Annotated in this window: 7 protein-coding genes; 2 read left to right on the top strand and 5 right to left on the bottom strand. The window is 53.0% G+C overall.

The genetic code is table 11. The features are described from left to right. Positions 1-64 precede the first annotated feature (64 nt). The 5 genes from KTQ90_RS01885 to KTQ90_RS01865 form a co-directional block, all read right to left on the bottom strand. Positions 65-937: a carbohydrate kinase family protein gene (locus KTQ90_RS01885; protein ID WP_022430585.1), complete on the bottom strand. Its 873-nt coding sequence runs from the start codon at positions 935-937 to the stop codon at positions 65-67. Positions 938-1162: 225 nt separating this feature from the next. After that, complete coding sequence (locus tag KTQ90_RS01880) at positions 1163-2377, bottom strand: MFS transporter (RefSeq protein WP_217317014.1); 1215 nt, start codon at positions 2375-2377, stop codon at positions 1163-1165. Between the two features lie 248 nt (positions 2378-2625). Beyond that, the gene (locus KTQ90_RS01875) at positions 2626-4365 is read right to left on the bottom strand and encodes a RagB/SusD family nutrient uptake outer membrane protein (RefSeq protein WP_217317013.1); all 1740 of its coding nucleotides are present in this window, start codon (positions 4363-4365) and stop codon (positions 2626-2628) included. A gap of 50 nt (positions 4366-4415) precedes the next feature. Next, complete coding sequence (locus tag KTQ90_RS01870) at positions 4416-7532, bottom strand: SusC/RagA family TonB-linked outer membrane protein (RefSeq protein ID WP_217317012.1); 3117 nt, start codon at positions 7530-7532, stop codon at positions 4416-4418. Between the two features lie 170 nt (positions 7533-7702). Next, entirely contained in the window at positions 7703-9943 is a 2241-nt protein-coding gene (locus KTQ90_RS01865) for a substrate-binding domain-containing protein (protein ID WP_217317011.1), read from the bottom strand. 227 nt (positions 9944-10170) lie between these two features. On the opposite strand from KTQ90_RS01865, the gene KTQ90_RS01860 reads away from it, so the two are divergent. Both KTQ90_RS01860 and KTQ90_RS01855 read left to right on the top strand, forming a co-directional pair. Then, positions 10171-11895 carry a DUF4980 domain-containing protein gene (locus KTQ90_RS01860; protein ID WP_217317010.1) on the top strand — a complete coding sequence of 575 codons (1725 nt, stop codon included), beginning with the start codon at positions 10171-10173 and terminating at the stop codon, positions 11893-11895. Between the two features lie 527 nt (positions 11896-12422). Beyond that, positions 12423-14792, top strand: coding sequence for a glycoside hydrolase family 2 TIM barrel-domain containing protein (locus KTQ90_RS01855; protein WP_217317009.1), 2370 nt, complete (start codon positions 12423-12425; stop codon positions 14790-14792). Positions 14793-14795 lie beyond the last annotated feature (3 nt).

The raw sequence follows: 14795 nt of genomic DNA, 5'->3' as shown, positions 1-14795 counted from the left end.
TTTCTAAGCATTTTTAGGCTAACTAAGCCCTCCCCGACGGGGAGGGTTGGGAGGGGCTTTGGCTTTACTTCACCTCCTCAGGCAGTACGGGCATTGCGCCGTTCTGCGTGCAGACGTATGCGCTCACTCTCACTGCGCGCTCGTGAGCCTCAGCCACCGTCATTCCGGCAAGGATAGAAGCACAGAAGGTGCCAGTGAACGAGTCGCCTGCGCCAACGGTGTCAGCCACCTCTACCTTCGGTGTGGGCTGGAACGACATCTCGCCTGGTGTGAACACGTACGAGCCGTTTACGCCGCAGGTGAGCACGAGCATATCGAGGTCGTACTTGCCGAGAATGAGCCAGCACTTGTTCTCGATGTCCAAGCCCGGATAACCGAACATTCTGCCGATGAGCACAAGCTCCTCGTCGTTGATCTTAAGAACGTTGCAGCGCTTCATGCTCTCGCAGATAACATCCTTTGTGTAGAAGTCCTGGCGCAGGTTGATGTCGAATATCTTCATGCAGTCGGCAGGTGTAGCGTCGAGGAACTTGTAGATAGTCTCGCGGCTCACCACGTTGCGCTGGGCGAGCGAGCCCCAGCACACAGCCTCAGTGTTCTCAGCGATAGCCTTCACCTCGTCGGTGAACGGGATGTTATCCCACGCCACGTTCTCCTTTATATCGTATGTAGGTATGCCCTCGTCGTCGAGCTTCACCTGCACGGTGCCGGTTGGATAAGGCACGCGCGGCATGCAATACTGCAAGCCCTTCTCCTCGAGCTGCTGCACGGTTTCGTCAGCGAGCTTGTCCTCGCCGAGAGCGCTCACAGCGATAGAGTTCAAGCCGAACTGACCGGCGTGGAACGCGAAGTTAGCCGGTGCACCACCAAGTTTCTTACCTTCAGGAAGCACGTCCCAGAGTGCCTCACCGAGTCCTACTACATATTTCTTTTCCATAGTTTTATTGTTTTCAGTTATTGTTTTTTTTAATAAGCCGAGCCTTCCTAAGGCAGCGTTTAAGCCTTTCTAAGGCAGCGTTTAAGCCTTTCTAAGCCTTCTTGGGCCTTCCTAAGCCAAGGCAAACTAAGCCTTTCTAAGCATTTCTAAGCATTTTTAGGCTAACTAAGCCCTCCCCGACGGGGAGGGTTGGGAGGGGCTTTAGGGTTGGAGGGGCTTTGGGCTTTAGTTCTGCTTTACTTTAGGTATATAGCTGAGCAGATAGAGCACGCCGATAGCCATCACAGCAGCAGCCCAAACCTGCGGATACTGAGCGCCGGCAGCCTTTGCAGCGTCGCTGGCGAAGCCCATGAAGAGCGGGAACACCGTGCCACCGAACAGACCCATGATCATAAGGCCCGAAACCTCGTTCTTCTTCTCCGGAGCAGAGAGCATAGCCTGCGAGAAGACGATAGAGAAGACGTTAGAGTCGCCGTAGCCTACGAGAGCGATAGCTGCCCAAAGCTCCCACTTCTCTGTGCCGAACACCAAGCCGACCATAGAGAGCGCCATCATCAGCACGATGATTGTGAAGAAGGTGCGGATATTGAGCTTGCGCATAAGGATTGAGCCGGTGAAGCAGCCGAGCGTACGGAACGCGAAGTAGATTGACGTGGCGTACTCGAACTGGCTGAGCGAGTCACCGGCGCCGCCAAGACGCTCGAACAACACTTTCGGTGCAACAGCGTTAGTGCCTACGTCGATACCCACGTGGCACATGATGCCGATGAACGAGAGCAGGATGATAGGCGAACCGAGCATCTTCAGACAGTCGCCGAAGCCAGAAGCCTTGCCTTCGATGGGTTCTTCCTCGATGTGTGTCATGCCGAGCCACAGCGTAGCCACCATGCCCACTACGAAGAACAGGAGGAAGAGGATGCGCCAGCTGAGTCCGAGGATAGGAGCCGTTGTGGTAGCGCCCCAAGCAGCGATGAGCGGAGCGATGAACGAAGCGATAGCCTTGACAAACTGTCCGAAGGTGAGCGTAGAAGCGAGATGGCCCTTCACGAGCATCGTCACGAGCGGATTGATGCCGGTCTGCATGATGGCGTTGCCTATGCCGAGCAGCGAGAAAGAGATGTACATCAGCCAGAGCTGGCTCTCCTTTGTAGGCATAAAGCTGTCGAAGAGCGGCAGGAGCACAGCCAATGTTGTGATTACTACTGAGAGCAGAACTGTCTTCTTTCTACCTATCTTATTCATCAGCATGCCCGTAGGCACAGAGAAGATAAGGAACCAGAAGAACACGAGCGAGGGGAAGAAGTTTGCAGCGGAGTCGGAGAGTCCGAAGTCTTCCTGCATGTTGTTTGAAACCGCACCGACCAGGTCGACGAAGCCCATAGTGAAGAAGGCAATCATCACCGGGATGAGTGTCAGTTTGCTTTGATTGGAATTGTTCATTGCGTATGAAACTTTTAGTTATTAGTTGAGTTGAGAATTAATTTCTGCGGCAAAATTACACTAAACGTGCCGAGCAGAGCGAAAATTATGTTGCATAAAGTTGTAATAATCGCATTGCACAACATATTTGCTACAGATGCAACATTCGTACTATTGCGCTTTACACAGTACAAGAAAGCGGAGGTGTTGTATCCTCCGCTTTTTCGTATTAAGGGTTTTATATCTACTCCGAATATCGGTAGCGTCCTTTAGTAGTTCTTGTTCTGCTTATACAAGCCAGGCACATAGTAGAGCTGGTTGTAAGGAATCGGGTAGAACTCGTTCTTGCCAGCCGTGTAGTGGGCATCCTTAAGATACGTAGCGTATGTCTGTCCGTCGTACACGTCGTTCTTCTCGGTTGCGAAGTAGGCGTTGAGAGTCTTTGAAGCCAATCCCCAGCGACGCAGGTCGAAGTAGCGTCCGTTCTCCATTGCAAGCTCCAGACGGCGCTCCCAGCGCAGACACTTGCGTGCCGTCTCCTTGTTCTGGAAGTAAGACTCGGGATAGAGCGCTATCTCGCACTGATCCTTGGCGTAAGCGATGTGCTTGTCTACAGAGTTCTTCGCACGCTGACGAATGTCGTTGATTATGGTGCGAGCCTCAGCAAGCTGGTCGGTCTCGATGAGAGCCTCTGCACGCATGAGCATCACATCAGAGAAGCGGAATACATAGTCGTTCATAGCGAACGCCTGCCATGAGCCGTTGTAGGTCTCGCCCTTAGAGCGCTGCGGCACCTCCTTCATAGAGCAGTAGTAGCCGTAAGTGTTCGGTGTGCGACTGTTAGCCTTTGTGAGCGTATACTCCTTCTCGTACTTGTACGGGAAAGTAGGCATACCCACGGTGTGGAAGAGACGCGGATCCCATTTCTGGGTGGTCGGCTGGCCGTTGACGGGATAGTCGATATGCTTGTTATAATCGTCAAACTCGGGCAGTCCGTTCTTTGTCTTGAAGGCGTTCACGAGGTCCTGCGACGGCTTGTGGAAGTCCCATCCGCACGACCACATTCCCCAAACACCGTTGAGCACGTTGCTCCAGTTGGCGCGTCCGAAGGTGGTATTGTCCTCCTTGTAGTCGGAAGTCTGCACAGCGAACACACTCTCCTTGCTGTTCTTATGTTCGGGCAGGAAGATGTCGCCATAGTCTTCAAGATAGCCGAAGTAAGGCGAGTTCTTCACCACGTTTGTGTATTCGATCACCTTCTGCATATACTCCTTGTTGACGTGGTCGTAGCCGTTGGTTGCCTCGTAGCCGTCGCCGTAGGCAAGCGTCAGATAGCACTTGGCGAGATATGCCGCAGCAGCAACGCGGTTGACGCGGTTCTGGTCTTTCTGCATCTCGGGCAGCACGTCGTATGCCTCCTTGAAATCGTTTATTATCTTGCCGAACAACTCCTGGTATGTAAACTCGTCGTTGCGGGTCTTCTCCTGAAGATTGTTCTTCATTACGTTCTCGTCAATCCAAGGCACCTGGCGGAACATGGTGATGAGCTTGAAGTAGAAGTGGGCGCGCAGGAACTTCACCTCTGCCACACGCTGCTTCGTCATCTCCTCGCCAAGCTTGCTGTCGCCATACTGCTCAAGCGAGAGCAGCGCGCGGTTGCAGCGGCTAACAGCACAGTAGAGGCGATACCAAAGTTCGTCGAACTCGCCCGGTGTAGAAGTCATGGTCGACCAAATCTCCATCGGATGATAGCCAGTGTCGGTAGTGCCCGATCCGCCCTTCAAGCAGTCGTCTGACGACAAATCGCCGTAAGGCCAGAGGTTGAACGGATAAGAGTACCAGCAGTCGCCGAGCATGGCGTATGCCGAATTGACCATGTCGTCGGGGAGTTTGAAAGCCTTGTCCTGATCGACTACGCCCTTCGGAGAGTCGTCGAGGAAATCGCTGCACGATGTTACAGTGCCGAGCGTGAGCATCGCTGCAAATATATATTTATATAAATTTTTCATTGTTCTGATTCTTTAAATTGTTTTGACTTCTTTGTAATATCAATAGCTCCTTAGAAACTGAGCTGCAGTCCGAACGACACTGATGAAGAGTGAGGATATGCCCAGTTGGGGTTCTCGGGGTCGGAGATAGTGAAGCTGCTGCTCTTCCATGTGAAGAGGTTCTGACCAGAAACATATACACGAGCCGATGTCATGTGGAGCTTCTTCAGGAGCGAGTCGCTGAAGTTGTAGCCAAGCTGCAGCGTGCGGAGCTTCATCCAGTTGCCGTGTTCTACGAAGTAAGTAGAGGCGCGTCCCTCGTCACCGGTGTTGTTGGTTGTGAGCGCCGGTATCTTAGAAGAAGTGTTGTCCTCGGTCCAAGCGCCAAGCATACGGTTGCCCTTGTTGCTTCCGGCGTCGGTGAGGCTCCAGAAGTCGGTCTGGAATTTCTGGTTGTTGTAGACATCTACGCCGCATACTCCCTGGAAGAACATAGAGAGGTCGAAGTTCTTGTATCCGAGCTGCACGTTAAGACCCCAGTTGAAGTCGGGCACCGGATCGAATATCCATGTCTGGTCCTTTGCGTCGATAGTGCCGCTGTGGTCGAGGTCGGCATACTTCAATCCGCCCACACGAGCGTTAGGCTGACCAGAGGCTTTTGCCTCCTCGCTGTTCTGGAAGAGTCCATCTACAACGTAGCCCACGATAGAGCCGTAAGGCTTCTTCGACTGCACGAGGTTCTCCTTCACTGTGTGTGCATACGAGCCGGTTGTGGTAGAAGGCAGATACGTCACTTTGTTGCGGAAGAAGTCGATGTTGGCAGTCACGTCGTAGCGCAGACCATACTTAGTGATGTGGCGGTAGCCCACGCTTGCCTCCATACCCACGTTGCGAAGCGACGGACCGTTCGACCATGTAGAACCGCCCTCGCCCACTGCTCCGAGGAATGCCGGCGAGATAAGCATGTCCTTTACATCCTTAATATAAGCATCAACCGATCCGTAGAGTTCCTGGCTGAGCAAAGAGAAGTCGGCACCAACGTTATACTGTATTGTTGTCTCCCACTTCAAGTTGTCGTTCGCAGTCTGAGTTGCGCGGAAACCTGACGGGAAGACGCCTGTACCCTGACGATAGAGATCGTAAGCGGTAGATGTAACACGGTCTAATCCGTAGTCGGCTACATACAAGCCGTAGCGAGCTGTGTTTGAAATCTCCTGGTTACCAGTCTTACCCCATGAGGCACGAATCTTAAGATCGTCAATCCAGTTTGCTTTGAGGTTCTTCGAAAGACGATAGCCCAAAGTAGCTGCAGGGAAGTTGCCATAGCGATTGTTCTTGCCGAAACGCGAGCTGCCGTCACGACGTATGGTGAACGAAGCAAGGATAAGATCCTGCCAGTTGTAGTCGACCTTACCGAAGAACGAAGCCAGCGAGTAGCCAGAGCCGATACCCGTAGCGCGCTCAATACCCGTAGCGGCATCAGGCCACATATAGTCCTTGTCCTCTATCACGTAGCTCTGGGCATACGCACCCATATCCTCTACGGTCTGCCTGTGAAGTTCCATACCGGCAAGCACCGTGAAGTCGTGGTCGCGTGCAATCTTGAAGTTGTAGTTGGCTGTGTTACTCCATGTCCAGCGCACATCGTCGTGGGCAGTGAGTGTAGTGCTCGGTATGTTGTTGTTCACGATGTCCGACTTGAACGTGTGGTTCATCGAGCGAATGAACGAATGATAGTAGTCGAGACCGAAATTAGAACGGAGTACAAGGCCCTTCAGCGGTTTCACATCTACATAGGCATTGCCGAACACACGCCATATCTTCAGTGCGTTGTCGCGGTTCATGTACATCTCGCGCAGAGGGTTCTGACGGTCGCTCATACCACCCACCGGACCAGCGAATGTAGTGCCGTCTTCTTCGTATACGGGCACCGTAGGCGACATCTTCAACGCATTCTCCATCGGTGCGCTATTTACCTGCTTCGAGTAAGTAACCGTAGCGTTCTCGCCTACACTTACAATCTTGTTCACATTGTATGTAGAGTTGAATCGGGCTGAGAAGTTCTCGAAGTTAGAATACTTCAAGATACCGTCGTTCTTCTTGTAGCCTGCAGAGAAAAGACCAGTGAACTTGTCGGTGGCACCCGACAGAGAGAGGTCGTAGCTCTGCATGAAACCAGTGCGCGAAATCTCGTCAAGCCAGTCGGTGTCCGACAGTCGCATTGTTTTCTTTGCATTGATATAGCCGTCGTATGCACCGTTTACGGTATATGTCTTATAGCTTTTTGAGGCAGGATCGTATGCCTTGATGGTGCGGCCGGTAGAGGCATTGAAGTCAAGACCATAGTTGTGGGCATAAGCCACGGGGTCGAGACCATCGTTGAGTGCAGCCTGAGCCATTGCCGTAGCATACTCTGAGGTGTTGCAGAGCTTCATCATCGACTGCGAGTTGTAGAACTGAGCTGTAAGGTTTGCTGAGAAGTCTACATTCAGCTTGCTACCCTTCTTGCCATGCTTTGTGGTGATGATGATTACGCCGTTGGCAGCACGCGAACCATAGATAGATGCCGAAGCAGCATCCTTGAGCACCTGCATACTCTCAATATCGTTCATGTTGAGCGAGTTGAGGGTTGTGGTGGTAGGCACACCGTCGATAACAAAGAGAGGATCTTGAGAAGAATTGAACGAACCGATACCACGAATGCGAACCGTACCGGTGCCAATTGGCGAACCGTCGGTGGTGATAGTCATGCCCGGCACCTTGCCTTGAAGCGAACGCATAGGATCTGTGTCGGCTGTCGACTTGAGATCTTTGGTGCTTACTACAGATACAGAACCCGTCAAGTCGGCCTTGCGCTGCACCTGATAACCCGTTACTACCACTTCGCCGAGAACCTCTGAGTTGTCCTGAAGCACAATCTTGAGGTTTTCGCCTGCCTTCACCTCCTGGTCTTTGCAACCTATATAAGAGATGATAAGAGTTTCGCCTGGCTTCACGTCAAGTTTGAAGTTGCCGTCGATATCCGTCACTGTACCCATGTTCGTGGAGCCCTTAACCTTAACCGATGCACCGATAATAGGTTCACCGGCGTTGTCGGTCACTGTTCCACCGATGCCGTTGGTCTGAGCATATGCGCCTGACCCAGCGAGCATGAGCATACCTACTAAAGCTACTTTTGCTTTTTTCATAAGTTTTACGTTTTTTGTTGTGGGTTTAAGTTTTACGGTTGCAAAGTTATAAAACAAAAGATGAGTGATATTTCATGAATCGTTCACAAAATATCACTCATGTTACATGCAACAATCGTTGACTAAATAGTCAAAAACGTTGAGTTTTTTTTCATATTTTTCACGAAAAGCTAAACCTTCATCTCCTCTCTGACATCTGTCGGATACTTGTCATACTGCTTTTTGAAGCATGAGGAGAAGTAGCCCGGGGTGGCAAATCCCACTTCGTTAGCTATTTCTGATACTGTTTTATCTGTTGTTTTGAGCAGCTGCATGGCGCGCTTGAGTCGTGTCTCGCGCAAAATCTCGACGGGAGTCATGCCCGTAAGCGCCTTCACCTTGCGATAGAGCTGCACACGCGAGAGTCCTACTTCGCCGCCCAGATCTTCTATCTTGAGATTGGTATTCGACATGTGCTTCTCCATTGCCTTGAGGAAGGTATCGAGGAAGCGACGGTCGGGCGAAGGGGATGTAGAATGTTGAGTGTTGAATGTTGAATGTTGAGATGGTGTGGTGTTGAGGTGTTGAGTATTGAGGTTTTGAGTGTTGAACAGTTGGCGCAGCTTCTGACGGTTGGCAAGCAGCGACGCGATGTTGGCAAGCAGCAAGTCGGCGCTGAACGGCTTTGTCATGTATATGTCGGCACCGGTCTGCAATCCTTCGATGCACTGCTGCTCGCTGCTGCGTGCTGTAAGCAGCAACGCGGGAATGTGGCTTGTTGCCTCGTGTTGCTTAAGACGGGTGCAGAACGTCAGTCCGTCCATTACGGGCATCATCACGTCCGACACTACGATGTCGGGCACGCTCTCCACCGCGAGCTTCAGTCCGCTTTGTCCGTCGGCAGCTTCTATAACATAATAGCGGTCGAGCAGCAGCGTGCGCAGATAAGCACGCATATCAGCGTTGTCGTCGACGATGAGCACCGTGGCGAGTTCTTCGGCATTGTCGTTGATAAGTGTGTCGTGACGACTCTCCTGCACAGCCTTGCGACTTGCGAGGAGTTGCTCGTCGGTAGTTACGGTAGTGTCATCAACGGTGGCGCTGTTTTCGCGGCGGAACAGCAGCACGTCGCTCACAAGGCGCTGCAACTGTTCTACGTTGCGCTGCACGATGCCCACGAGCTGCTGCCGGTCGCCCTTGCCTTCTGCAAGTTGTTTGACCGGTCCGGCTATAAGCGTGAGCGGCGTGCGCAACAGGTGCGATGCGTTGGTGAAGAATCGAGTCTGCTCATCATTCAGTTCGCGCATGCGGCGGTTGGCACGGCGTGTGGCGCGCACGGCACGCCATGTAGTGAACACGGCTACAGCCAGCAGCAGGATGACGAGCAGCGACACTATGAGCAGCGCGCGCTGTATGTGGTAGAAGCCGAGATAGGTCTCAAGCTTTGTCTGTATGGTGGCGAGATAGGAGTTCTGCTTCTGCAGCGAATGGCTGCTCAGCGCAATGTCTGCCACGTTCTGCGGCGTGACGACAATGCTTTTCAGGTTGTTCGTACGCTTGAACGGCTTACCCTCAAGTATGCGCAGAGCGAGAGCTATCACTTCCTCGCCATGCGTAGAATATATGTACGAGGCAGCGAGTTGTCCGTTCTGCACAGCGTCAAGACCCTCGCCCGGCAGTCCGTCGATGCCAAGAAAGCGTATCTCACGCTCTTTGTGCAACTCTTTTGCAGCCTCGTAAGCTCCCACAGCAGCAAGGTCGCTGTGACAGAACACTACATCTACCGCCTTGCCATTCTCCAGCCATTCACGCATAATGCGCTTGCAGTCGTCATACGACCATTGACTTGGCACATGACGATAGTCTATTGACGGATTTTTGCTGATGACTTCGCTAAATCCGGCGTGGCGCTGTGCGGCAGGCGATATTGCGAGCGGTCCGGTCATCTCCAGCACAATAGGGCGTCGTCCGTCAGTCTTAACGCTGTCACGGCATAGCAAAACTGCATACTCCGCCATCTTGCGTCCTGCCTCAACGTTGTCGCCGCCGATATAAGCGGTATAGTCTTTCAATGCTGTAGTGCGGTCGAAGAAAACAATAGGGATGTTCTTTTCGCGAGCGCGTTGCAGACTGCCATTCAGAGCATGGTAGTCATTAGGCGAAACCACAAGCAAGTCGACGCCCTCGTCCACAAGACTGTCTATCTGCAGACATTGGCGTTCGTTGTTGTTGTCGGCGTTCTTTATTATCACCTTCACATCATTGTCGTAGAGGTGCTGCGCTGAGAGCATCTCTACGTTGGCTTTATCGCGCCACGCACCGCCTACGCACTGCGATACACCTATCTTATATTTATAGTGATTGGTGCAACCGCTGAGCGTAACAAGCGTCGCTAATAATATAAATAATGTATTAGAGATTCTGGTTTTCATAAATACATGTAAGGTTTTAATGCTTTCGTTAGCAAAGTTAAGTAATTTATCGAAAAGTGTACACAATATTTTAAACAATTCGCTCAATAATTGTTTCATACGCTGTTTTCTGCAATTTTAGGAAACATAAATGTTATACAGATTTAGACATATAGCTTAATTTTGCAGCAGAAACCGAGAGTCTACCAACTCGGCAATTTCGATTATTCTAAAAACCTATATAAAATATGGACAAATCTTTCTTCAGCCGCACAGCGGCAGCGTCGCTTCTCGTAGGACTTGCAATGACAGCCTCGGCGCAGCAGACCCATTTTCTCAGTAGCAACCACTGCATCTATCGTGTTGACAAATCGCAGAAATACCTGCTCTTGCCGGTGCAGGAGAAGGCTGAGATGTGCAACGTGAAGGTCATAGACGGCAACAACCAGGTGAAGGCGTTCAACATACGTCTGGCTTCGAACCACATCGACTATTATGTGCCGTTCTTCCTCGACGAGTATAAGGAGAACAGCAATATCTCTTTCGACATCCACGTGAACGGCACCTACCGCAACGATGGCGGCATCGCGAGCTTCACCTGCTGGAAGAACATGAAGTACGCCGACTCGCTCGACCTCTCCAACCGCGAGCAGTATCGCCCCGTCTACCACCACACTCCTACTTACGGATGGATGAACGACCCGAACGGCATGTTCTACAAGGACGGCGTATGGAATCTCTACTTCCAGTACAACCCGTACGGATCGCAGTGGGAGAACATGACATGGGGTCACTCTACGTCTACCGACCTCATGCACTGGAAGTTTGAGGGTACGCCTATTGAGCCTGACGCATGGGGCACTATATTCTCTGGTTCGGCTGTGGTAGACCACAACAATACTGCCGGATTCGGTAAGGATGCCGTAGTGGCTATGTACACATCGGCTGGCGAGAACCAGACGCAAAGCCTCGCTTACAGCAACGACAACGGCATGACGTTCACAAAACACGAGGGCAACCCCATAATCACAAGCAGCACACCCGACTTCCGCGACCCGCACATGTTCTGGAACGACGACATCAAGAAGTGGAACATGATTCTTGCCGAGGGTCAGCACATGGACATCTACTCGTCTGACGACCTTAAGGACTGGAAACTCGAAAGCCAGTTCGGTGCCGAATACGGCAACCACAGCGGCGTATGGGAGTGCCCCGACCTTATGAAACTGCGCGTGCGCGGCACCGACACATATAAGTGGCTTCTCATGTGCAACGTCAACCCCGGCGGCCCGTTCGGTGGTTCGGCTACACAGTATTTCGTAGGCGACTTCGACGGTAAGAAGTTCACATGCGAGACTGCGCCTGAGGTGACACGCTGGATGGACTACGGCAAGGACCACTACGCTACCATAACCTTCGACAACGCTCCTAACGGTCGCCACGTGGCTATGGCATGGATGAGCAACTGGCAGTATGCCAACCAGGTGCCTACAATGCAGTATCGCTCGGGCAACTCCATTCCGCGCGACCTCGACCTCTACGAGTATCAGGGCAACACCTACTGCGGCGTAACTCCGTCGCCCGAGCTGACAGTAGCTCGCCCGAAGAAGTCTACAAAGACGCTGAGCGAGTCGTGCGAACTGGTGGTTACACTCAAGGGCACAGCCACAATCACTCTCTTGAACGAAAAAGGCGAGAATGTGGTGATGGTCTACGACGACAAGATTCGCACGTTCACCGTCGACCGCTCAAAGAGCGGACTGAAGGACTTCAGCGACGACTTCTCTGCCGTCACAACGGCTCCGGTTCACGGCAAGATGACTCAGCTCAGAGTGTTCATCGACCGCTGCAGCATCGAGGCGTTCGACGCAGAAGGTCGCATGGCTATGACCAACCTCGTATTCCCGACCAAGCCCTACAACAAGGTCATGGTCAAAGGCAGGGCGAAATACGCTGTCTATAACCTGAAGTAGCAAAGGAGCTATTTTACAATACTGAAAAAAACGTATATACGGCATCACCCGTGCGAGTAATCGTTCGGCGTGATGCCGTATGTTTTTTAGCATACACGCTCAGCGTGGGTCTGAAGTTCTAACACATTAAAGCATAAGTAGTAGGTTTTAAATAAGCAAGAAGTGGGCTGTGGGCAGTGGAAAGTGTAAAGGAAAGTCGTCCAAACGTAGGACTTATGTCATCGGACACCGAACGCAATCCGATCGGACGGCGAACGCAATCCGATCGGGCGGCGGACGCAAACCGGTCAGACGGCGGACGCAAACGGCAAACCGACGGCGGCGCTGGATGCTTTTAAATAATTGAGAATTGAGAGTTGAAAGTTGAGAGTTTTGATTACCTTTGCAGTTGTCTTTCTTTATTCAATATAGAGATTGTATTGCATATCATAACTCTCAACTTTCAACTCTCAACTCTCAACTCTCAACTCTCACCATCTCAACACCTCACCATCTCAACACCTCACCATCTCAACATCTTTAAAAACATGAACAAATCAACATTAATATCTCTCGCTCTTCTGTCAGCCCTCTCGGCTTCGGCGCAGCGCACGACGCAGAACCTGCGCCAATGGCAGTTCTCACGCGACAGCATCAACTACAAGTCGGTGACAATACCGCACGACTGGGCTATAAACGGACCGTTCGACAAGAAATGGGACCTGCAGTATGTGGCTATCGCGCAGAACGGCGAGACGGAGAAGACGGAGAAGTCGGGACGTTCGGGCGCTCTGCCCTGGATAGGTCGCGGCTATTATAAGACTACCATCGACATAAAGCGTCTGCCAAAGACCGCCGTGCTGGAGTTTGACGGCGCTATGGCTGACCCGCACGTGTACATCAACGGCAAGCTGGCTGGTCACTGGGCGTACGGCTACAACGCCTTCCGCGTGGATGCGGCGCCGTTCTTGAAGAAAGGCAAGAACGAAATCAGCGTGAGCCTCAACAACCGCGAGGAGAGTTCGCGCTGGTACCCCGGCGGCGGACTCTACCGACCCGTTCAGCTCGTAACGACCGCCGACCGCGCAAGCATAAACCCGTGGGGAAGCTACTTCCGCACCGAACAGATTGCGGACGGCAAGGCGGAGGTGATCGTATGCACGAACATCAACAATGCGGAGAAAGGGCTCGTAGTGGAGAACCTGCTCATCGACAACGAGGGCAAGACGGTAGCGCAGACAAAGACAACAAGCGACGCCGAGGAACGCCTTACGGTTGAGAACGCGCAGCTATGGTCGCCAGAGACACCTTATTTATATAAGCTCGTCACACGTCTTTACCGCAACAACCGACTCGTAGACCAGACACAGCAGAAGGTGGGCATACGCACGGTAAGTGTGGCGCAGTATGACGGCTTTCAGCTGAACGGGAAGCAGCGCAAGATAAAGGGCGTGTGTCTGCACCACGACCTCGGTCCGCTGGGCGCAGCCGTGAACAAAGCGGCGCTCATCCGTCAGATTCGCACGATGAAGGACATGGGAAGTGACGCCATACGCACGGCGCACAACATGCCGTCAACGTGGCAGATGGAGGTGTGCGACTCGATGGGTATGATGGTGATGGCGGAGAGCTTCGACATGTGGATATACCCGAAATGCAAGAACGGATACGCGCTGAACTTCGAGGAGTGGGCTGACCGCGACATAGAGAACCTAGTGCGCAACCACCGCAACCATCCGTCTATCGTTATGTGGAGCATCGGCAACGAGATACCTGAGCAATGGAGTGAAGAAGGTCGACAAATAAGCGAACATCTGCAGGCGCTCTGCCACAAGTACGACCCTACACGACCCGTGACGCAGGGCATGGACCAGGCTGAGGCGGCGCTCGGGTCTGGCTTTGCGCAGGTGATGGACGTGCCGGGCTTCAACTATCGCGTGCATAAGTACGACAACAACATAAAGCAACTGCCGAAGGGCTTCCTGCTTGGTTCGGAGACGGCGTCGACGGTGAGCTCGCGCGGCGTGTACAAGTTCCCCGTGGAGCCGTCAGACTCGAAGACGTACGGCGACGGACAGTGCTCGTCGTACGACGTAGAGTATTGTCCGTGGAGCAATCTGCCGGACGACGACTGGCGCATGCAGGACGACCGCGACTATGTGATAGGCGAGTTCGTATGGACGGGCTACGACTATCTGGGCGAGCCCTCGCCGTACGACGAATACTGGCCGTCGCGTTCGAGCTACTTCGGCATCTGCGACCTCGCCGGACTGCCGAAAGACCGCTTCTGGCTGTACCGCTCTCACTGGCGCACGGACGTGAACACGCTGCACGTGCTGCCCCACTGGACGTTCCCGGGACGCGAGGGCGAGGTGACGCCGGTTTACTGCTACACCAATGCGCCGTCGGCTGAACTTTTCGTGAACGGAAAGAGTCAGGGCAGAATAGTGAAGAACCCCAACACACGCCTCGACCGCTACCGCCTGCGCTGGAACAACGTGAAGTACGAGCCGGGCGAGCTGAAGGTGGTGGCTTACAACTACGACGGCACGGTGATGGGCGAACAGACGGTGCGCACGGCGGGCGAGCCGGCACGCATCGTGCTCGAAGCCGACCGCAGCAGCATCGCTGCCAAGGGCGAAGACCTGGCGTTCGTGAAGGTGTCGGTAGTGGACAAGGACGGAACACCCTGCCCGACGGCTACGAACAAGATGAAGTTCGAGGTGACGGGCGCAGCGAAGTTCCGTGCGGCATGCAACGGCGACGCAACATCGCTCGTGGCGTTCAACTCGACGGAGATGCCGCTCTTCAGTGGCGAGCTGGTTGTCGTGGTGGAAGGCACAAAGCAGGGCAAGGCTACGCTGAGCGTGTCGGCTGAAGGACTGCCAAAGGAGACATTGTCTATCAACATCAAATAGCAT

The sequence above is a fragment of the Leyella stercorea genome, from assembly GCF_019052365.1.
Taxonomy (GTDB): domain Bacteria; phylum Bacteroidota; class Bacteroidia; order Bacteroidales; family Bacteroidaceae; genus Prevotella.
Note: the sequence above shows the minus strand (reverse complement) of the source record. Positions and strands in the feature narration are given on the sequence as shown.